Annotated in this window: 17 protein-coding genes; all 17 read left to right on the top strand. The window is 49.8% G+C overall.

From position 1 onward, the window contains the following. Positions 1–10 precede the first annotated feature (10 nt). The 17 genes from OHJ21_RS06005 (at position 11) to OHJ21_RS06085 (ending at position 23,008) form a co-directional block, all read left to right on the top strand. A complete protein-coding gene (locus tag OHJ21_RS06005) occupies positions 11–916 on the top strand; it encodes a carbohydrate ABC transporter permease (RefSeq protein WP_326119775.1) in 906 nt (301 codons plus the stop codon). 129 nt (positions 917–1,045) lie between these two features. Then, a complete protein-coding gene (locus tag OHJ21_RS06010) occupies positions 1,046–2,713 on the top strand; it encodes an extracellular solute-binding protein (RefSeq protein ID WP_486019522.1) in 1,668 nt (555 codons plus the stop codon). Between the two features lie 156 nt (positions 2,714–2,869). Further along, positions 2,870–4,015, top strand: a complete 1,146-nt coding sequence (locus tag OHJ21_RS06015; protein WP_486019523.1) for an SGNH/GDSL hydrolase family protein — start codon at positions 2,870–2,872, stop codon at positions 4,013–4,015. 75 nt (positions 4,016–4,090) lie between these two features. Beyond that, entirely contained in the window at positions 4,091–5,809 is a 1,719-nt protein-coding gene (locus OHJ21_RS06020) for an alpha-1,3-galactosidase-related protein (RefSeq protein WP_486019524.1), read from the top strand. 26 nt (positions 5,810–5,835) lie between these two features. Next, complete coding sequence (locus tag OHJ21_RS06025; protein WP_486021001.1) at positions 5,836–8,256, top strand: glycoside hydrolase family 95 protein; 2,421 nt, start codon at positions 5,836–5,838, stop codon at positions 8,254–8,256. Positions 8,257–8,496: 240 nt separating this feature from the next. Further along, positions 8,497–10,212, top strand: a complete 1,716-nt coding sequence (gene treC / locus OHJ21_RS06030; protein ID WP_100536795.1) for an alpha,alpha-phosphotrehalase — start codon at positions 8,497–8,499, stop codon at positions 10,210–10,212. Between the two features lie 27 nt (positions 10,213–10,239). Next, positions 10,240–12,258 (top strand): PTS system trehalose-specific EIIBC component, encoded by a 2,019-nt coding sequence (gene treP / locus OHJ21_RS06035; protein ID WP_486019525.1) that lies wholly within the window; start codon positions 10,240–10,242, stop codon positions 12,256–12,258. Positions 12,259–12,321: 63 nt separating this feature from the next. After that, positions 12,322–13,059: a trehalose operon repressor gene (gene treR / locus OHJ21_RS06040; protein WP_100536797.1), complete on the top strand. Its 738-nt coding sequence runs from the start codon at positions 12,322–12,324 to the stop codon at positions 13,057–13,059. Positions 13,060–13,242: 183 nt separating this feature from the next. Next, on the top strand, positions 13,243–14,025 hold the full coding sequence (locus OHJ21_RS06045; RefSeq protein WP_394056326.1) for an SDR family NAD(P)-dependent oxidoreductase: 783 nt from the start codon (positions 13,243–13,245) through the stop codon (positions 14,023–14,025). A 328-nt stretch (positions 14,026–14,353) separates the two neighbouring features. Continuing rightward, a complete protein-coding gene (locus OHJ21_RS06050; protein WP_326115245.1) occupies positions 14,354–15,436 on the top strand; it encodes a Gfo/Idh/MocA family protein in 1,083 nt (360 codons plus the stop codon). A 166-nt stretch (positions 15,437–15,602) separates the two neighbouring features. Further along, a complete protein-coding gene (locus OHJ21_RS06055; RefSeq protein ID WP_486019526.1) occupies positions 15,603–16,121 on the top strand; it encodes a DUF3189 family protein in 519 nt (172 codons plus the stop codon). Between the two features lie 508 nt (positions 16,122–16,629). Further along, positions 16,630–17,136: a sigma-70 family RNA polymerase sigma factor gene (locus OHJ21_RS06060; protein WP_486019527.1), complete on the top strand. Its 507-nt coding sequence runs from the start codon at positions 16,630–16,632 to the stop codon at positions 17,134–17,136. 21 nt (positions 17,137–17,157) lie between these two features. Next, positions 17,158–18,597, top strand: coding sequence for a hypothetical protein (locus OHJ21_RS06065; RefSeq protein ID WP_486019528.1), 1,440 nt, complete (start codon positions 17,158–17,160; stop codon positions 18,595–18,597). 187 nt (positions 18,598–18,784) lie between these two features. Next, complete coding sequence (locus tag OHJ21_RS06070) at positions 18,785–20,380, top strand: spore germination protein (RefSeq protein WP_394056320.1); 1,596 nt, start codon at positions 18,785–18,787, stop codon at positions 20,378–20,380. Between the two features lie 31 nt (positions 20,381–20,411). Next, positions 20,412–21,617, top strand: coding sequence for a Ger(x)C family spore germination protein (locus tag OHJ21_RS06075; protein ID WP_486019529.1), 1,206 nt, complete (start codon positions 20,412–20,414; stop codon positions 21,615–21,617). A gap of 9 nt (positions 21,618–21,626) precedes the next feature. Further along, a complete protein-coding gene (locus OHJ21_RS06080) occupies positions 21,627–21,866 on the top strand; it encodes a hypothetical protein (protein WP_100536803.1) in 240 nt (79 codons plus the stop codon). A 17-nt stretch (positions 21,867–21,883) separates the two neighbouring features. Further along, the gene (locus tag OHJ21_RS06085) at positions 21,884–23,008 is read left to right on the top strand and encodes a GerAB/ArcD/ProY family transporter (RefSeq protein WP_326115238.1); all 1,125 of its coding nucleotides are present in this window, start codon (positions 21,884–21,886) and stop codon (positions 23,006–23,008) included. Positions 23,009–23,021 lie beyond the last annotated feature (13 nt).

Here is a 23,021-nt window from a genome sequence, read left to right on the forward strand (position 1 = left end):
GAGCTAGGGCATGGCAGTTCAACAAACAGGTACGAGAAAAATCAAGGAGTCCGCTGGCGACCGCATCTTCCTGACAACGGTATACGTCGTTCTCTTTCTGGTCGTTATTGCGGTTTTGTATCCGCTGATTTACATCATCAGCAGCTCCATCAGCAGCCCGGCGGCCGTTACTTCGGGCAGGGTATGGTTGTGGCCGGTCGATATTTCGTTCGAAGGCTTTCGGGTCCTCTTTAAAACGCCCGAGATTATGACCGGATACGCCAATTCCATTTTCTACACGACCGCCGGCACGATCATCAGTGTCTTGTTGACCATTATGATTGCTTACCCGCTGTCGCGCAGGTCATTTTTCGGACGTAACGCGTTGATGATGATCATTACATTTACGATGATATTCAGCGGAGGACTGATTCCAACCTACATGGTCGTGCGGGAGCTTCATCTGATCGATACCCGCTGGGCGCTGCTCATTCCCAATGCCATTTGGGTGTGGCAGGTGATTATCGCCCGATCTTTTTTTCAGTCTTCCATTCCGGACGAATTGCAGGAGGCCAGCGAGATGGACGGCTGCAGCGATATACGTTTTATCTGGAGCATCGTCCTGCCGCTGTCGAAGCCGATTATGGCCGTGCTTGTGCTCATGTATGCGGTTGGCCAGTGGAATGCATACTTCGATGCGTTGATTTACTTGAAAAGCGCTGACCTGTTCCCGCTTCAGCTGATTCTTCGAAGCATCATCATCCAGAATAACAGTTCGGGAACGATGGATGCTTTAGCTATGGTCGAGAGGCAGCAGCTGGCCGAGCTTCTGAAATATGCGCTGATCGTGGTTGCCACCCTGCCTGTGCTGGTCATATATCCGTTTGTTCAGCGCTATTTTGTGCAGGGGATGCTCGTGGGTTCTGTGAAGGGCTGATCGCTTTCGAGGGGACGGCTGAATTCCGCAAAGCGATTTGATCTTATGATGGAAGGGAGGTGATGCTCTCATTACGTGCGAAGCTAGACGTTTACGTGTTCACTTTAATGAAAAAGGGAGCGATCCAATTTGAAAAGAGGCCTATTAAGTTTGTTTATGCTGCTATTGGCGAGCAGCATCGTGATGTCAGGCTGCTCGGGCAAAAATACAGAAAGCCCGAGCAGCCCGCAGGGCGGAAGCTCGTCCGGCAGCACGGACAGCTCGAAACCCGTGGAAATCAGCGTTTTTGCCGTACAGGAATCAGGCATCGATATTCCGGCCAACAAATTCACCAAGCATATGGAGGAACAGTTCAACATCAAATTCAAATGGCAGATCAATCCCTCCGACGGCGCCAAGGAGAAACGTCAGATCTCTCTGGCCAGCGGCGATTATCCGGATGCTTACCTGTTGACGCACTATATCGATGAATTCTCTCAAGCGGATGTGCTCAAATACGGTCAACAGGGAGTGCTCATTCCCCTGAACGATCTAATTGAACAGCATGGACCGAACATTAAAGCGGCCATGGAAGCTACGCCGGAAATGAAGGCGCTTGTTACGGCCCCGGATGGGAATATCTATGGGCTAGGCGCATACACGGAATGTTTTCACTGCTCCTATCCCAACAAAATGTGGATCAATACCGAATGGCTGAAGAAGCTGAATCTCGAGGAACCGACAACGACGGAGGAATTCAGAAGCTTGCTGCAGGCATTCAAAACGCAGGACCCGAACGGCAACGGGAAAGCGGATGAGGTGCCCCTCAGCGGTTCAACGGAGGATTTCGGCGTCCGGATCATCCCTTATTTGATGAACAGCTTCGTTTACGACGATGACCGGAACTACTTGACGATGAATGGCGGCAAGGTCGAGTCCGCGGCGATCACGCCGGAATGGAAGGAAGGGCTCGCCTATATCAAATCGTTGTATGACGAGGGATTGATCGATCCGGGCGCATTCACCCAAAATGCGGAGGCGTTCAAGAAAATCGGAGAGAACGCGGATGCGGAAATTCTCGGCGCCGGTGCCGGCATGCATCCGGCCATCTTCGTAAACATCGATCCGGGCAACACCCGCTCGGCGCATTACAATCCGCTTCCGCCGTTAAGCGGGCCGAACGGAATTTCATACGCAACCCATGATGCGGGGGGCGTATCACCGGGCGCAAAATTCGTGATCACGAACAAAGCCAGTGAAGAAGCCCGCATTGCATTGATCAAGATGGTGGACTACATGTTTACGCCGGAAGGCCAAACCAATGCCGCAACCGGCATGAAAGGGATCGATTGGACGGATCCCGAGCCCGGCGATCAAGCGCTCGGCGAGGGCGTGACCCCGATGGTCAAGACCATTCCGATGAAGGAAGGCGAAGCACCGCACAATGCGGGTTGGAGCGGAATGGGCCATTTCTATATGCCGAAGGAGTACCGCGATACTTGGGTGCAGGGAACCGACATTTTTGCATCCGATGGCTATGAGCGCAGATTGTACAATGCGTCGCTGCTGTATCAAGGACATGAGCCGAAGGAAATCTTTCCGATCTGGTCGATCTGGATCGATCCGAGCGTCATCGACGAAGCCAGCATGCTTCAAACGAACCTTAAAAACTATATTGAGCAGAACCAGCTGCAATTTATTACCGGCAATAAGGATCTGAACAAGGATTGGGACGCTTACGTCAAGGGATTGCAGGATCTGAAACTGGATCGTTATCTTGAAATTCTGCAGACGGCTTACGATCAATCCGCCAAATAAATAATAGAAGGGCAACTCGCAGCTGCGGCTGACTATGGAGCCATACGAATATCCATATGCGGGTGCCGGTCTAAAGAGATCGGCCACTCCGCATTTTCTCTGTTTTACGGGTGACTAGCGAAAAGAAATAGGCATTATACGAGGGGAGGCTATCATATGTCCGATTATAACAAAGGTACGGATCGTGCCGCGTTCATCGTTCATCGCCGAGGGCTGCCTAATGTGAAGGCCAAGCTTGCAGGGGAAGCCCCGGTTACGGTTGCCTTTTTGGGCGGATCCATTACGGAGGGAGCCGGTGCCTCAGCGGCGGATAAGACCAGCTGGCGCGCCTTAACGGCTCATTATTTAAGAGACCGCTTCGGAAAATCGCGGATTCGCTCCATTAACGCAGGGGTCGGGGGGACGGATTCGACGCTCGGAGCTCACCGCCTTCGCGAGCATATGCTGCGCGTTGAGAACATTGATTTGCTATTCGTGGAATTCAGCGTAAATGACGGCAGCAATCGGGAGGAATCCATCAGAGGAATGGAGGGAATTGTCCGCCAATGCCGGCGTCTGTCCCCCCGCACCGATATATGCTTTATTTATACCGGGGCGGATCGAAATCTGACCTGTATCCGGCCGTATCCCATTGCCGTTCACGAAGAAGTGGCCGAGTATTACGGCATCCCTTCTGTCGATTTTGCTGCCGGGATTTATCGCATGCTGCAGAATGGTGAGGCCGTGTGGGCATCGCTTGCACCTGATGGGTATCATCCGAATGATGACGGGCATGAGATCTACGCCGGTTTTTTGCGAAGAGGTTTGAATGATCTGCTGTCGACCGAGGTTGATTCTTTGATGCTCGGTCACTGCGAATCTTTGCCCGAAGAACCGCTGATGACGGGGAATTACGAATATGCCGACATGCTCTCCTATGAGCTTGCCGATTATTCCGGGGATTATCATATCGGGAAGCTGCCGCAAGGTTCAAAGCTCATGAATTGGCGTTATGCGACAGAGCATAGGTACTCTGATCATCCAAACGCTTCGTTTACGTTTACTGTGGAAGGACAAAGCGGCGGACTGCTGCTGCTATGCGGACCCGACACCGGAATCTTTGAGTACTCGATCAACGGACAGTCCTTCGTACGGGTCAATCCCTTCGACGAGTGGTGCTTGAACGCCTATCGGCCAGTCAGCGTACACTTTCCGAGACATCATCTGCGCGGGCCGATCTCGATCATGGTTCGAAACACTGGACTCAAGGATAAGCGAAGCCAGGGTACGGGCATGCGCGTGCTGAAGCTGCTTGCGAATTAGGCGGAATCGACTGGACTCCTGCGATTGTTATACCAAGCTTGAAAAGAGCTGCTATTCGTGATGGAGGTGTTGTTATTGCATTTTCCTGGTAATCAAGATAAAACAACTCCGATCGTCCTTTCGTTACGGGATTACGAGGACCCCAATAACCCGGATGTGCAATCTGCGATGAAATGCGCGATTGAAGCCGTCAGAGCAATGGAGGGCGCGGTCATTCTGGACGTACCGCCGGGGTGCTATCATTTTTATCCTCAATCCGCCGTTCGGGAAGCGTACCATATATCGAATACCACCAGCGAGGAAGAGAATCCGGATGTGACCAAAACGATCGGGATATGGCTTAAGGATCTTCACCATATGACACTCGAAGGGAACGGCGCCTTGTTTATTTTTCACGGGAAGCAGACGATGCTTGTGCTTGATGGCTGTACGGATATTGAAATCCGCAATCTGCACTGGGATTACGCCGCGCCGACCGTGACCGAAATGACGGTGGATAGGTGCGGTGATGCTTACCTTGAGACGACCGTTCACCCGGATTCTTGCTATGATTGCGTAGGTGGTAAATTCGAATGGGTTGGGGAAGGCTGGCGTTTTCGTGAAGGGCCGATGCAGTTATGCAGTGCAGATTTGAGTGCTACCTGGCGCGTGGATAATTGGCTGGAACGGGTGTTACATACAGAGGAGATATCTCCTCGTCGGCTTCGGTTTCATTTTGGAAACCATGCTTCCCCGCATCTGGCTCCCGGTACGATCGTGCAAATGCGCGACGGCATTCGGGACCAGGTTGGCATGTTGATCACCGGAAGCTCCCGGGTGACGCTAAGCAACGTGGGCATACATTTCATGCATGGATTGGGCGTAGTTGGACAGTTCAGCGAAAATCTGATCTTTGAACGTTTGGATCTGACGCCGCGTCCGGAGACCGGCCGCACGGTGGCGGGGTTTGCCGATTTCATCCATCTGTCGGGCTGCAGGGGGAAGGTCTCGATCCGGAATAGCCGGTTTGCAGGGGCGCATGATGATGCAATCAATGTTCACGGCACCTACCTTCGGATCGTTGATCGACCGGCCACCAATCAACTGCTTGTAAGGTTTATGCATCCGCAGACCTACGGATTTTTGGCCTTTCTGCCAGGTGATGAGGTCGCATTCGTGGATGCGGATACGCTGAACACCTACGCTTTCGGACGTGTGGCTGCTGTCGGTATGAAGTCGCCACGCGAAATGCTGCTTACGTTGGAGAAGGCGGTTCCTGCGGTCGTCGGAGTGCGGGACGTGCTTGAAAATGTGACTTGGACGCCGGAGGTCGATATTGTCGGCAATGCGTTCGTCCGAATTCCCACGCGGGGCATTCTAACCACGACACCGCGGCGGATCATGATCCGGGATAATACCTTTATGAATATGCAGATGAGCGCGATCCTGGTCGCAGCGGACGCCTCATCCTGGTACGAATCCGGCGCTGTAACGGATATGAACATTTTGGATAACCGGTTTGTGAATTGCGGCGGCCCCGGGCATTCCGTGATTCGGATTGCGCCTGAGAATAAACATCACCATGCATCGGTTCATCGCAATGTCCGGATTACAGGCAACCGCTTTGAAACGACCGGAGAAGATTGGTTAATGGCAAGAAGCACGGAGGGACTGATATTTAAAAATAACGTGATTCGGATGCAGGAGAAATACGACCGTGAAGGGAATGTCCCTTTGGAAGAACGCGTCAAGCTGGAAGCCTGCATTGGAGCGGATATTTTGTGTAACGACTTGGAGTATGACGATTTGAATTAAAGGAGGGATAGCGAGTGGGAGAAAATATGAAATTGAAGTATGTTAAGCCGGCGTCAGTCTGGACCGAAGCGCTGCCGATCGGCAACGGACGTCTTGGAGCTATGATTTACGGCGGCGTGGAACGTGAAACGATTAGCTTGAACGAGGATACGCTTTGGTCCGGTTATCCCAGGGATTGGAACAACCCGTCAGCCCGGGATGCGCTGCCGGCGATCCGAGAGCTGATACGCCAGGGGCGTTATTCGGAGGCTGACCAGCTAGGGCGCAAGATGATGGGGCCCTATACGGAATCTTATCTCCCGTTTGGAGACCTATGCCTCAGGTTTGATCATGGAGGCGTGTTTCATTCTTACCGAAGAACGCTGGATATCGCTAAAGCCGTTCAACGAACGGAATACCTTATCGGAGAGGTGTCCTACACGAGAGAATGCTTCGCATCCAGCCCGGATCAGATGATTGCATTGCGGTTAACCTCAAGCACCCCTGGCGCGCTGAACTTCCATGCACATCTGGAAAGTCCGCTGCGCTATACCGTAAAGACCGAAGAAAATATGTACTCCATGTCGGGATTTGCACCGGAACGCGTCGAGCCCAGCTACGTGTCGTCTGATCGTCCTATACGTTACGGCGATCCTGAACATACCGCCGCCATGGCTTTCGAAGGTCGGCTGGCAGTGGCTGAAACCGATGGCCGCGTTACAGTGGACGCCGCTGGCATCCATGTACTGGATGCCAGCGAAGCCGTCATCTACTTTACAGCGGCAACCAGCTTCAACGGATTCGATCAAATTCCCGGTCACCGCGATGGCGGAGACCATCCGTCGGCTGCAGCCGCTGCTAAAGCTGCGGCTTGTATGGTAGGTGTAAGAAGCCACGCTTGGACAGAGCTGCGCGAGCGGCACATCAACGATTATCGCAGCCTATATGATCGCGTAAGCCTCCGATTAGGCGAGTCACTAGCTTCCGGTGATATGGACACGGAGAGGAGAATCGAGCAATTCGGTGCCAGGGATCCAGGCCTGGTCGAGCTGTTGTTCCACTATGGCCGCTATCTCCTGATCTCAAGCTCCAGACCCGGAACGCAAGCCGCCAATCTCCAGGGAATATGGAATGCATCAACCCGGCCGCCGTGGAGCAGCAATTGGACCTTGAACATCAATGCGGAAATGAACTATTGGCCCGCGGAGATATGCAATTTGGCAGAATGCCATCAACCTCTGCTGGAGCTCATCAGAAGTTTGTCGGTGAACGGATCGGACACCGCCGCCGTTCATTACGGTACTCGAGGCTGGACCGTTCATCACAATACGGATATTTGGGCCCATACCGCTCCGGTCGGCAATTACGGGGACGGGGATCCTTCATGGGCGCTTTGGCCAATGGGGGGAATCTGGCTGACGCAGCACTTATGGGAGCATTACGCATTTAGTGGTGATGAAGCCTATTTGCGCGCAGTTGCTTATCCTATCATGAAGGAAGCTTCCTTATTTGCTTTGGACTGGCTTATAGAAAATAACGAAGGTCATCTCGTGACATCTCCGTCGACCTCACCGGAGCATAAATTCCGCACGTCGGATGGGACAGCTGCGATCAGCGAAGGGGCGACCATGGATATTTCCCTCATTTGGGAGCTGTTCACCAATTGCATGGAGGCGGCCAACATTCTCGGCGCGGATGAGGATTTCCGAGAGGAATTGATTAACAAACGAGAACGATTGCTGCCACTGCAGGTCGGTCGATACGGTCAGCTGCAGGAATGGTCCCATGACTTCGAGGATGAGGACGTATTTCATCGGCATACGTCCCACCTGGTCGGGGTTTATCCTGGACGACAGCTATCTGCGGAAGAAAGCCCTGATCTGTTTGCAGCAGCCCGAACTTCCTTGGAGCGTCGCGGGGATGAAAGCACGGGTTGGAGCCTGGGCTGGCGAGTTGCGCTATGGAGCCGATTCGGGGACGGCAACCGAGCGCTGCAACTGTTAAATCATATGCTGAGATTAGTGAAGGACGGCGAATCGGAGCGTTATGAGCACGGAGGCGTATATGCAAGTTTATTAGGAGCGCATCCACCTTTTCAGATCGACGGCAATTTCGCGGCTACAGCGGGAATTGCGGAAATGCTGCTGCAGTCGCATCGCTCCGAACTCATGCTGCTGCCGGCACTGCCGGATGCATGGCCGGAAGGCGAGGTACGTGGACTGCGGGCAAGAGGTGGCTATGAAGTCAACATTCGCTGGAAGGATGGAAAACTGACGGAGGCAGAGATCATGTCCCGGTGTGACAATATGTGCAGCGTAGACGTAGGTCATGGAGATTTGATTGCGGTTTACCAAGGCGAAGCCCGGATTCCCGTACAGCTCTCTGGTAAAGATGTATATTCATTTGCAGCAGAACAGGGGATAACCTATAGGCTGGTGAGGGAATCGGCTGGGGAATCTAAGACTTGATCGGCATAATGCATACCTTTTCGATTGTGTCCGTACAATTTGAAGTTAAAAAAAAGACTCCTTCAAGGAGTCTTTTTTACGTGGAATCAGAAGAAAATTCCAATTTATTTGTTAGTTTTGTAGTCGAAACGTCTAAGAAGTGGGTATTAATTGTTAAACGGTTGACAACCTGTATATACATGTATATGATTTTCCTATGTGCAACCTGTATATACAAGATGACGAGGAGGACCCAGTCACATGCAAAACTCAGGAATCCAGTCTCCCGATTGGTGGAGAACTTCGACGGTTTATCAAGTATATCCGAAGAGCTTCAACGACACGACCGGCCAAGGCACCGGCGATATACGCGGGCTCATGGAGAAGCTTGATTATATAAAAGGACTTGGCATCGACATTGTGTGGCTCCAGCCGGTGTATGTTTCTCCGCAAAATGATAACGGTTACGACGTTGCGGATTATTGCAGCATAGATCCTGTATATGGGACGATGGACGATTTCGACGAGCTTGTTGCCGAGTTGAAAAAAAGAGGCATGCATCTGATGATCGACATGGTCGTGAATCATTCTTCGACCGAGCATCGGTGGTTTAAGGATGCAATTTCTTCTCGCAACAGCCCATATCGAGACTATTACATCTGGCGGGATCCCGCAGAAGACGGCGGCCCACCGAATAATTGGCAATCCAAGTTTGGAGGACCGGCTTGGCAGTATGATGAGGGGACAGGGCAATATTACCTGACATTGTTTGACAAAACGCAGGCAGACCTCAATTGGGAGAACGAGAAGGTCCGTGCGGAGGTTGTGGATATCCTCACCTTTTGGGCGGACAAGGGCGTAAGCGGATTCCGGATGGATGTCATCAATCTAATATCGAAAGATCCCGCTTATCCCAATGATGACGGTTCCGTAGCGCCCGGTGACGGACGCAGGTTTTATACGGACGGCCCCCGAGTGCACGAATACATCAAGGAATTGAACAAAAAAGTATTCAAGCCTTACAATCTTGTCACGGTGGGCGAGATGTCCTCCACAACCTTGGAGCATTGCGTTCGTTACTCGAACCCAAAGGAGAATGAATTCTCCATGACGTTCAACTTCCACCACTTGAAGGTAGACTATCCCAACGGGCAAAAATGGGAGCTTAAGCCGTATGATTTCGAGGAGTTGAAAAGCGTGCTCTCCGATTGGCAAATCGGCATGCAGAAGGGGGGCGGCTGGAATGCCCTGTTCTGGAACAACCATGATCAGCCACGCGCACTGACCCGGTTCACCAATGATGGTGAATACCGTACGGAAAGTGCAAAGATGCTGGCCACGACACTTCACGGGTTACAAGGCACGCCATATGTGTATCAAGGCGAAGAGATCGGCATGCCTGATCCGAAATGGAATGATATATCCGAGTTTCGGGATGTTGAATCCTTAAACATGTACACCATTCTCCAGGAGCAGGGTAAAACGCCGGAGGAGGCTGCCCACATCGTCAAGGTACGCTCACGTGATAATTCCAGATTGCCTATGCCGTGGAATGACGGCGATCAAGCCGGCTTTACAACGGGGACGCCTTGGATCAAGATCGATGAGCGGTATCCGATCATCAATGCGCAATCCGAGGTGGAAAATCCGCAATCAATATATCATCATTACCGGAAGCTGATAGAAATGCGAAAGAACATTCCGGTGATTACGGACGGTGAATATGTTCGTCTGGATGAAGGCCATCCCGAAATTTATGCCTATGCCAGAACAAACAAGGAGCAGACGCTTGTTGTCATTTCCAATTTCAGCGACCGAGATGTATCGTTCGAGCTGCCCGAGAAGATGAAAGACAATCTGACCGAAAGCCGATCGGTTCAACTGGTAATTGGCAACACAACGGAAGAACCCAAGCTCATGCCAACAGTTGCACTTCGACCGTATGCTTCCTATATGTGGCTTATTCACAATAACTAAATTCATAAATGTCAGGAGCGTAGAGCTATGGCCATTGATCGTAAAAACGTGGAGCGCATTGTCGAGGCAGTCGGCGGAAAAGACAATATCGAAGCCGCTACGCATTGCGTAACCCGATTAAGATTTGCCTTGGTGGACGACAGCAAGGTGGATTCCCGGGCACTTGATGAGAACGACCTGGTGAAAGGGCAGTTCTCTTCTCAGGGTCAGTTCCAGGTCGTGATCGGACCCGGTCTTGTAGACCAGGTATACAATGAAATGATGGAGATTACCGGCGGTGCCAGAGTATCGAAGGACGAAGTGAAGAACATTGCAAGCAAGAAGCAAAATCCGCTGCAGCGAGCAATCAAAACGCTTGCGGATATTTTCATACCGATTCTGCCGGCAATCGTCATGGCAGGTTTATTGTTAGGGATTAACAATCTGCTTACGGGACCGGGCATATTCTATGAAGGACAATCGTTAATTCAGGTCCATCCCGAGTGGGCGGACGTAGCCTCGATCATCAATCTGATTGCCAGCACCGCCTTTACTTTTCTACCTGTCCTGATCGGCTGGTCGGCGGTACGCCAGTTCGGAGGCAATCCGCTGCTTGGAATCGTACTGGGCTTGATCCTGGTAAATCCGGATCTGCTCAGCGCTTATCAATATGCCGATGCCAAGCTGGAGGGCACGGTTCCGATCTGGAACCTGTTCGGCTTTGAAGTGGAGAAAATCGGTTATCAAGGCCAGGTGCTGCCTGTGCTCGTCTCCGCTTATATTTTGGCCAAAATCGAGAAGCTCCTGAACAAACGCGTCCATGACTCCATCAAGCTGCTTGTCGTGGCGCCCGTTGCCCTGTTGGTGACCGGATTCCTTGCGTTCGTTCTGGTGGGGCCGATCACGTTTGCCATCGGCAACGTCCTCACTTCAGGTCTTGTCAGCATATTTGATTCCTTTGCCGCTCTCGGCGGACTGATCTACGGCGGACTGTATGCACTCCTTGTTATTACGGGGATGCATCATACCTTCCTTGCGGTGGACATTCAGCTCATCGGCAGTGAAGGCGGAACGTTCTTGTGGCCGATGCTGGCATTGTCTAATATTGCTCAAGGCGCCGCAGCGCTGGCCATGATGTTCATTATGAAGGAACAGAAGGCCAAAGGACTTGCCGTTACATCTTCCATCTCCGCCTTCTTGGGGGTAACGGAGCCTGCCATCTTCGGGGTCAATGTTCGTCATAAATATCCGTTTATCTTCGGTATGATCGGATCCGGGATTGCCGGGGTGCTGCTGGCCATGAACAACGTTCTGGCTTCGTCGATCGGCGTGGGCGGAATCCCGGGATTCCTGTCGATCTTCCCTAACCAGTGGGGCGTCTTCTTCATTGGCATGGCGATTGTACTGGTCATTCCGTTCACAGGCACATTGTTGTTCGGGCGTTACCAGTTGTCCAAGCAGCTTCGACGTCCTGTGAAAGAGAATGCGGCCGACACCGTCACTAGAGATCAAGCGGTAATGGCTGAAACGAACGACAACCGTCAATCAGCGTCATCGTTAACGGAGCATAACCCAACGACGGAAGCTCCCCAAAAGGCTGCAGTCGATATCATGGCGCCGATTAAAGGGACTGTGGTTTCTTTGTCTGAGGTACCGGATCCTGCCTTTGCGGACAAACAGATGGGCCAGGGCATCGCCATCATCCCGTCCGAAGGGAAAGTGTATGCTCCGTTTGACGGACAAGTCGCGCATCTGATCAAGAAAAGTAAACATGCGATTATTTTAACCGATAAAAACGGGGTACAGGTTCTCATTCATGTGGGTATTAACACCGTCTCTTTAAAAGGTGAGGGATTTACCGCGCATGTGGAAACTGGGGCCGAAGTAACCCAAGGACAGCTTCTGCTTGAATTTGATATCGAACGTATTGAACGAGCCGGATTGCCCGTCATTACGCCGATTATTATTCCAGATGGACAAGACATTCAAGAGGTTCACGAGTTTGAAGGTGAAGCGATCCCGGGGGAAACCCGAGTACTGCAAGTGTCTCTTGGTAATGGAATCTGACGCTTCCTCTGTTACATGTAATCGTCGCTGGAACATGGTACAATAGCTGATGGTGATAATGGGATGACAAACAACATTTATTGGACGCTATACAAAGATTATGCCGATCAGATTGAAACCGGCGCTCTCCAACCCGGGAGCAAGCTTCCTTCGGAAAACGAGCTTGCGGCAACCTATCAAATTACAAGGGAAACGGTGCGCAAGGGACTTAATCTGCTGGCTCAAAATGGTTACATCCATAAAGTAAAAGGTAAAGGTTCCTTTGTGCTGGATACAGGAAGAATGAACTTCCCGGTAACGGGGCTCGTCAGTTATAAAGAGCTTGCCAAACGGTTAGGAAGAAAGAGCCGAACGCTTGTTTACGCAACAGAACGCGTCCCTGCAGGGGAGAGCATTGCGAAGGAGCTGCATACCCGTCCGGACCAGCTCGTATGGAAGGTGATCCGTGCCAGGGAAATCGAAGGGGAGCGTATCATTCTCGATATCGATTACTTGCTTGCCGACATCGTTTCTGGGTTAACGAAGGAAATTACCGGCGATTCCATTTATGAATACCTGGAGCATACACTCCATCTAAAAATCAGCTACTCGAAAAAAATAATCTCTGTTGAGCGTGCCACGGCCATGGACCAAGCCTATATGGATATCGGAAATGATACGCATGTTGTCGTCGTCCGGGGATACGTACATTTGGAAGACACCACGCTTTTTCAATATACGGAATCGAGACATCGATTGGATAAGTTTCAATTCGTTGATTTTGCAAGAAGAGAATCCAATCATGAGCTTGGAGATCAATAGAAGTAATTATTTAGCCGCGATTTCATCGCGGCTTTTTTGCTGTCTTGACAGGCTGCCGTGGATGAGGCTAACAGGGGAATAGAGCTGGAGAATCCAAGGAATGAAAGAGGAAAACTCCTCCTCGATGTTGAAGCTATCTAGGAGTAATTGTCCGATAAATCAAGGTAAAGGAGCCGATAGAACATGGACTTGGGACTGACAGGAAAGGTTGTGTTAATCACCGGAGGAAGCAGGGGCATAGGCCTTGAAGCCGCGGTGACGTTTGCGCTCGAAGGTGCCAAGGTTGCTATTTGTGCACGAGACGAGGAGCAGTTAGCCACTGCGGCAGACCATATCCGGCAAGCAGCGGATATCGAAACGCTAACCATAACTGCGGATGTGACGAAACCGGAGGACTGCATGAAAGCGGTAACCGATACCGTGCAGCATTATGGACAGCTCGATATTCTGGTGAACAATGCCGGAACCGCTGCTGCGAAGCCGTTTGAGCTGATCGATGACGAACAATGGGCATCTGATCTGGATCTCAAGCTATTTGGTGCGATTCGATTTGCACGTGCAGCCGTCCCTCCTATGCGGGAGTCCGGCGGAGGTGTGATTATTAATGTTACCACATCCTGGGCCAAGACGCCGCCTGCTGCGTCCATGCCCAGCAGCGTCAGCCGAGCGGCGGGGCAGGCCATGACCAAGGCCATGAGTCGCGATCTGGCACCTGACCATATCAGAGTAAACACCGTATGTATCGGAATGATCCGCAGCGCACAGCTTGAAGAGCGATGGAAACGGGAAGAACCCGAACTGACATGGGAACAGTACGCAAGGGACAAGCGGCACAATATTCCGCTAGGACGTATTGGAAACACGGAAGAAGCGGCAAAAGTCATCGTTTTTTTGGCATCTGATGCTGCCTCCTATGTTACTGGAACTTCCATTAATATTGACGGGGGTTCAGCGCCGGCTTTGTAAGTAGACATGGTAGAATTCAATTTTCCATAAATTATATTATGTAAACTACTTAGAATGAGTGGCAAGAGACCATTTGCCGGTGACGTTATCATCATGATGATGTCGTAATTTTATATATGATTTGTCGCATAGTTGGACTAAAAAAATGAGTGAGATGTGATACCTTATATGTGGATGTCATGGCCGCTAAGTTCTTATCCGGAGACCGAAGAGACGTTGTGGCAGAATTACATACATAAAAGCCCGCCTGCTCTTTAAGACGTCATGGATAGGCAGGACTTTATAATTGATGTTATTAAAAAATAATGAAAAGTGATGGTGATGATTCATGTCAAAAGTTTATCGTATTGGAATTATCGGCTGCGGCGGTATCGCAAACGGGAAGCACCTGCCGAGCTTAAGCAGATTAAACAACGTGGAGCTCGTGGCATTCTGTGATATCGTCCTTGACCGGGCGGAAGCGGCTGCTAGCAAGTACGGTATCGAGGAAGCAAAAGTGTACGGCGACTATAAAGAGCTGCTGCAGGATCAAAGCATCGATATCATTCATGTTCTGACGCCTAATGACTCGCATGCCGAGATTTCCATTGCTTCGCTTGAAGCAGGTAAACATGTCATGTGCGAGAAACCGATGGCCAAAACGGCTGCGGATGCCAAGCGGATGATGGAAACCGCGAAGCGCACAGGCAAGAAATTGACGATTGGATACAATAACCGATTCCGTGAAGATAGTCTTTATCTGAAACAAGTATGTGAAGCTGGTGAACTCGGAAATATTTATTTTGCCAAAGCTCATGCTGTAAGAAGAAGAGCTGTTCCGACTTGGGGCGTATTTTTGGATGAGGAAAAACAAGGCGGCGGGCCGCTTATCGATATCGGTACGCATGCTCTCGATTTGACCCTCTGGATGATGGATAATTACAAACCGAAGATTGTCCTCGGTACCACATACCATGAATTGTCCCGCAAGGAGAACGCGGCAAACGCTTGGGGACCATGGGATCCTGAAAAATTCACCGTCGAGGATTCCGCGTTCGGCATGATTGTCATGGAGAATGGCGCGACCATTATGCTGGAATCCAGCTGGGCGCTGAATACGCTGGATATCGATGAAGCCAAATGTACGCTGAGCGGTTCGGAAGGCGGAGCCGACATGAAGAACGGTCTTCGCATCAACGGCGAGAAATTCAGTCGTCTGTACACAAACGAAATCGAATTGAATTCCGGCGGAGTGGCGTTCTATGACGGTAAGAAGGAGCAGGCACCGGATGTTGAGATGAGAAGATGGATCGAGGCAATCGATCAGGATAAAGATCCTGTCGTTACCCCGGAACAGGCATATGTTGTATCTCGCATTTTGGAAGCTCTATACGAATCCGCAAAACTCGGCAAAGCCGTTTACCTGGACTAAGTTTTATATTCATAGGATGATTTAATTATGCAAAAGCCCTGAGAATCAGGGCTTTTTTTATTCGAAACATGCTGAATCTAGCAAACGGGTTATGTATTTCGGTGGAATGAGATATAGATTTACGGGAATAATAAGCTCATGACATAGCGAAGGCAGGGTATATGAAATGATATTTATTTATAATGATTACGGTGGAACGCACACAACCTCGCTGGCAGCAGCGTATCATCTAAATAAATTACCCACGAATCGGCAGCTTACAACCGAAGAGATTCTGGCGGTGGACTACTTCAATAAACTCAATACTTCCGACATGGGCAAACTTGTTTTTCACGGGCTGGATGAGAACGGGAATCCGGTGTACACACTTGGACGGGGCTCATCCAAGGTTGTCATTCCAGGTTTAAAAAACCTGAGTCTGATCCTTCAAGACAAATATCAGAACACGGAGCCCATCGTGTATTCCAACACTTCACCTACCGTTCCATTGGTCATGACGATCGGGGGATTTTTGACCAAAAGATTGAAATGGAGTTTTGTCGGCGATCCTTTATTGGTCGCAGGCGCGAAGCAATGCTGCAGCAGCATCCGTGAACTGGTTCTACATACCAAACAAACCGCAGCCGCGAGGTCCGGAACGGAGTCCGTAATCGTTATGGAGAACAAGAATTTCTCTTCTTCTTAGCCATACGAATCGCTTCATTCATAGGAGAAGGTAAGCCTGGATTCCACAGGGTTGCCTTCTTTTTCGTTGCCAGAAAAGATATGATCTCAAGTTATCTGGTATAATTTAGGAATGAATCGATTGGTGTTGAACCAATCGCAATGTTTGTGCCGATTCATTCAGGCTGAGTTCTGCGCATGAAGCCCAAATACGTATTTCATATTCATGGTGATCACATTCTTCAGAGGAACGTTATCCCTTCGCGGAAGTGTGCTAGCGGCCATTTTCACCGCCTTGAGTATACTAGAGCGTCGTGGGGGCCGCAGTACCCTGCATCTAAGTTTGATGACGAATAAAAGAATGATGTCCGGGTCAACCGACTTTCTGGATGTCGTTTTTTTCGTTTGTCCGCGAAACAATTTAACGAAAAATCAATCGATTTTCAGGTGAGCCGCGTCTTACTTTATGAGTAGATGATATGGCGGCTAATTTCCCATTACCCAAAGACATAAGAAAGGGGGACGGTGGGGTGGAGAATACGATGAAGGAAGTCAAGGTCTCGGATTCGAAGGAGATGGAAGAAGAAACTTTTTTCAACCATTTGTCAAGCGAACAACGGAAATTATACTCCATAGCATTCAGTTATATGAGAAACGAGGCCGATGCGCTGGAAATCGTGCAGGAAGCGTCCTGCAAAGCTTGGATGAAGCGCAAAAAGCTGAAGAATGAACAGGCGTTTTCCCCTTGGCTGATCCGTATCACGATCAACTGCTGCATGGACGAGCTCCGGCGTAAAAAACGCGTTTTTCCGGTCGAGGCATTGAGGGAAGAGGCTGCGCAGGAAATGCAAAGCAATGATCGGATCGATCTTGAGCAGGCACTGGATCGGATGAAGACAAATTATCAGCACGTCGTGATGCTGAAGTATTACCAGGATATGACCACGGCAGAAATTGCAAAAGTGCTCAAAAAACCGGAAGGCACGATTAAAACCTGGCTGCGTGAAGGGCTGAAGCAGCTTCGGAACTACGTGTAAGGATAGGGAGGCGATAATACCATGCTGGACAAAGAACAGCGCGTACTTATGAAAGATTCAACCATATTGAATGAGAAAGCCAATTCCCTCCCGGAGTCAAAGCTTTCTACTGCAGTGCGGGGGGGAATGGAACGGGGGAGGAAACGCGAAATACGGCGCATGTATTCTTACGGATTGGGAGCCATGGCAGCAATGACTGCCGCAGCTCTCCTCATGCTCACGGTGAACGGATCTCCATTTACGGGGAAACAGGACCGTCTTGTCCTGACGTCCAGTATCGGCAGCGTCCATAATCTGGAATCGTTCCCGGCTGAACGGATTAAGGATGCCTCGCTGAGGAGCGCGCTTGAACGAGGTCTCATACAACCAATTAACCAGGCCATGGAGGAAAAAGGATATCGCGTCGAGATTCTGGGATCTGTATCCGACGGCCGGAAGTCCTTTGTTCTCTTTAATGTGCTTAATCAAAGTGACAAAGAGATCATCGTACGGGATTTCACGCTTGATTATGGAGGTTACGAAACCCCGTCAGTTGGAGCCATGATAGCCAATATGAGCGGGAGCGGACAGATTCCCCCAGGGCAGAACTCCTATTATGCTTATTCCACGAATCTTTTGCCAACGGATCCTTACACGAATAAGGCAAGCATTCATATTACCTTATCCGATACATCGGATCGAGCCTTGAACTCTAGCAGTAAGAAGTACTTAACCAGCATGGATTTCTCTCTGGAACTCGAACCCAATATGTTTGAAGACAATGAACGAGCTTATTACCCGGATCGTACATTGAAGGTAGACGGACAGCGGATTAACGTTCGCCAGTTGCTGTTTACGCCTCTGAACACCTATGTGGATTTGGAATATGACCAAGCCAATGAGAAACAGATTTTTAAATTGCTTAATCCGGTTCTAATCGGAAAAAGCGGGGAGCATACCGAGAAGTTATATTATCCTCAATCGATCTCAAAGGATGACACCAAAGTTACGCTGGTTTACAAGAACAGCCAGCTGGATCAATTGGATACGACCTCATTCAAGACGTTTGGCATCGCGGCCGTGAAAAAGGACGAGATGAACATCGTCGTTGATCTGAAGAAGAAACAAATCATCGATGCACCGGACGAGCGTCTGCGAATGCTCCCGTCCGATCAGGAAGCTGGCGCAGGAGAAGTATATTTTCAGCGCATTCTCGAAGAAGCTCAAGCAGCAGAAAGCTTCGGGATGTGGCTGGAGGACAGCTTCACCGATGCCTCGGGGGAGAAACATAACAGGTTATCGCCAGAAAGCAGCAGTCACAGCGGACTCCTGACGTCGGTTAAAAACGATACCATAGAAGACAATACGACCTATAATTTTGGGGAGGACGCGCTTGAGTACCCGCAACCGCTTACGATAGGGGTCAAACAATACTGGATTCCGATTAAGGATCGTCAGGCTATAGAGCTGCTAAAGAAATGAAATAGTTAAATTTTAAAGATATACGATTGTCCCCTCATGGCAGAAAGAGATCATGATCCCAGTGAACTCTACATTGTGACTATGGGGGATATTTGTATTTGTTATGAAAGCGATCCAATGTAAGTTTACAGCTTGTTTTCTTCGGTAATAATGTGGGAATAGCATCTGTGAGAGAAAGGATGTTCCTATGCGGTATCGAAGAAGAACCGGCCATTCCATCAAAAACAACGCTAAAGATACCTCACCGGCTAATACATCGACATCAGATCCCGATGCTTTAAGCCCGGACATAAAAAGCAATCTAAAGCATATCAGAGCAGCCCTCGGTAACAGTACCGATATCGTGATCAGGGAAATTCCGCTGGATGAAGAGGAGATACACTATATCGCTATCCTCTATACGGACGGCTTGGCTGATCAAAAGATCATTTCGGAATCCATCATGATGGTCGTAGCTGATACTGCTAAATCCCTGGTGAGGGAAGATACGGAACATCCGAAGCCTTTCGATGGGCAAAAGATATTAGAAAACATTTCATTTATCAATCATGAGATTCACTCCATTTATGATTATAAAAAGTTGTTCCATTCCTTATTGTCGGGAGACACCATTTTTCTGGTAGATGGATTGGATCGAGGCATCGCGGCAGGTACACGGGGATGGAAGGACCGCGGGGTCATGGAAACGTCGGCGGAAAATGTCGTCCGCGGTCCGCGCGAATCCTTTACGGAGTCGCTGCGAACGAATACGGCCTTGATTCGTCGAAAGATCAAGGATCCCCATCTGTGGATGGAAACAAAGCAAATCGGTCGAGTTACGCAAACGGATGTCGCCATGATGTACATCGATGGCATTGCAAACGAAAAAATCGTCGAGGAAGTCCGAACCCGGCTTGGACGAATCGATGTAGACAGCATTTTGGAGAGCGGATATATCGAGGAACTGGTCCAGGATAAGACCCTGACTCCATTTCCCACAGTGTACAATACCGAACGTCCCGATGTGGTTGCTGCCGAGCTGCTGGAAGGCAAGATTGCAATCATCGTGGATGGCACCCCATTTGTTCTGATCGTTCCGGCCCTATTTGTTTCTTTCTTGCATGCTGCGGAAGATTACTATCAGCGCGCGGATATCAGTTCATTCCTGCGGATGCTGCGCTACCTGAGCATATTCGTTTCGTTGCTTGGACCTTCCCTCTATATCGCCATAACCACCTTTCATCACGAAATGCTACCGACCCGGCTCCTGTTCGGGCTGGCTGGACAACGTGAGCAAATCCCGTTTCCCGCTTTTGTCGAGGCCGTCCTCATGGAGGTTACCTTCGAGATTCTGCGGGAAGCAGGCGTGCGGCTTCCCAAAAATATCGGATACGCTATTTCCATCGTAGGAACATTGGTCATTGGGCAAGCCGCCGTCGAAGCGGGGATCATTTCTCCCGCCATGGTCATCGTGGTTGCCATAACGGCCATTTCCAGCTTTGTCGTTCCATCGTTTAATATGTCCATTGCTTTTCGGATGCTCCGGTTTCCGTTAATGGCGCTTGCCGGATCCTTTGGCCTGTTCGGCATCCTTGTCGGGATCATCGCTCTTATTCTGCATTTGTGCAGTCTCCGCTCGTTCGGAATCCCGTATATGTCGCCTTTCGCACCGTTAATTCCGGATGGGCAAAAAGATACGATATTGCGGCTGCCCCATTGGATGCTGATGAACCGTCCCCGACTGATCAATCAGAACAACGAAAAGCGCAGAACAAGCACACCTCCCCAAAAATCGCGGGAGTAAATGCAGACCAGCGGGAAAGCGAGTGAAATGGATGAAACGGATAGTGGCGTTGATTCTTCTACATATCGTCATCACTCTTCTTTTAAGCGGTTGCTGGAACCGGAGAGAATTGAACGAACTGGCCATAGCGGTAGCCGCAGGGGTTGATTGGGTGGACGGCCGCTACCGTTTATCGGTCCAAGTCGCCATTCCCGGGCAGCTTACCGCCAAACGAAGCGGAAGTCCCCAAGCGCCGGCTACACTGTTTACAGCTGAAGGAGATACCATATTTGAAGCGGCGCGTAGGATCACCCAGATCAGCCCGCGAAAAATTTATTTTTCCCATTTACGGATGTTTCTGATGGATGAGGCGATGGGAAGGGAAGGGATAGGCAAAGTTCTTGACCTATTGTCTAGAGATCACGAATTCAGACCCGATTTCTACCTGGTCATTACCAAAGGGGCAACGGCGGAGGAAACCTTGAAAATCATGACGTCTATGGAAACGGTCCCTGCGAATAAACTCTACGATTCCTTGCAAATCTCAGAAAAGGTATGGTCACCCAGCATGGCTGTAACGCTGGATCAAATAATAAACGACATCACCAGCAGCGGAATACACCCCGTGCTCACAGGACTCGTGATCACAGGGAATCGGGATCTCGGAAAAACGAAGAAAAACGTAGAAAATATTGAAACACCAAGCCAATTGAAATATTCGGGGCTTGCCGTTTTCAAATTTGACAAACTGATTGGCTGGTTAAACGAGAAGGACAGCAGAGGTTATCGACTCATAAGGGGGCACGTGAAAAGCTCTGTAGCTTTTGTTCCCTGCCGGAATGACGGGAAGGTTATCTTGGAGACGCTAAGGACCGATGCCAAGTTGAAGGGAAGAATCGTTCAAGCCCGACCCGAAATGGATATCAAGATTCGTATGGAGGGAAACATTGGCTCTGTGGAGTGCAGCGGCTTGGATCTGTCGCAACCTGCGACCGTGAGGGATCTCGAAGCCGACATGGAAGAAAAAATAACCCAAAGCTTGGAGTCTGTTATCAACAAAGTGCAAACGGAGTATAAAGTTGACATATTCGGCTTCGGGGAGGCACTTCGGCGTTCGCATCCGAAGGCATGGAAAGAAATGAAGGACGAGTGGAACGACCGATATTTTCCGAACCTCGAGACCCATATTCGAGTGGATTACAAAATCCGGCGAACTGGGACAACCAATGATTCTTTTCTAAATGATCTAAAGGAATGAGGAGAATTGATGTTGAATATCGCGATTATTGCCGTTTCAGCCACCATCCTAACCTGGCTGGAGCTGCCGAGGATGCTCCGGGAAAAAGAATACAGGGAAATCTGGGGGTTTACTGTATTCATGATCATGGGCATTGGAATTAGCGTGGCCCAAACCATCATGAACGATATTCCAACCCCTCTGGTTTTGTTAACGATCGTATTCAAGCCGCTCAGTGATTGGCTCTCGGCCATCGGTTTGATCCAATAAGAAAAGGAGCGGACAAGATGCCCGTAGTCAAAATTTCATTGCGCCAGGTCAGCATTTTAACCGCCATGTATACGATCGGAAGCGCTATCCTTATCGTTCCTTCGGGTACGGCTAACATTGCTAAGCAAGATGCATGGATTGCCGCTTTGGTCGGGATCGGTCTCGGATTCATTATCTTGGCGCTGCAGCTGCAATTGTCCAAAAAGTATCCGGAAACGAATTTGATGCAATTGTCCGAGAAGCTTTTAGGGAAATGGATCGGCAAAACGGTAAACTTTCTGTTATTAACTACATTACTCCTAAGTGGCCCCGCTTGGGTGTTACACGAAATTAGCGACTTCATGACCATCCAAATGCTGCCCGAAACCCCGATTCAGGCGATCATTTTCCTCTACGGGGCCCTTGTTGTCCTGGGGGTGCGTTTGGGGCTCGAAGTGCTGGCCAGATCTGCGGAGATACTGTTTCCATGGTTTCTTCTTCTGTTTCTGTCCATGAGCATTTTATTATTGTCGGAGATTAAATGGGAGAATGCACTTCCCATTTTCGAATCGGGTGCCAAGCCTATCTTCCCTGCCGCAATCTCTTTCGTTAGTACTGCGTTTTTGCCGCACATCGTGTTGATGATCATCTACCCGGGGGCCGTGAACCGCCCGGCGGAGGCATACAAAGCCGTATATATCGGAAGCCTAATCGGAGCGGGGGTGCTTTTTGCGATTATTGGTTTAGCGATTTTGGTCTTGGGTCCGGACATGACTGCACGAAATATGTACCCAAGTTATATGCTGGCCAAAAAAATCAATATCGGTAATTTTCTTCAGCGTATTGAAGCAGTCATGGCGGTGATGTGGTTTATCACTTTATTTTTCCGAATCTCTTTGTACTTTTACGCCATTGCGATCGGCGTGAGCCAGATATTTAATATCAAAAATTATCAGCCGCTGGTCGTGCCGTTAGGCTGGATTTTGGCTGCGGTTTCCGTCTTCATATATCCGAATGTTCCATTCAAGGTAGAATGGGATACAAAGACTTGGATACCCTATACAATTACGATCGGATTTATATTCCCGCTGCTGTTGTTCTGCATGCATGGGTTGCAGAAAATCCGGTCCAAAAAAACCAAAAAGCACTCGGATTCCGTCTGAAACTATTTTAGGG

It is taken from the genome of Virgibacillus sp. LDC1 (assembly GCF_025792345.1).
In the GTDB taxonomy this organism is placed as follows: domain Bacteria; phylum Bacillota; class Bacilli; order Paenibacillales; family Paenibacillaceae; genus Paenibacillus_AQ; species Paenibacillus_AQ lautus.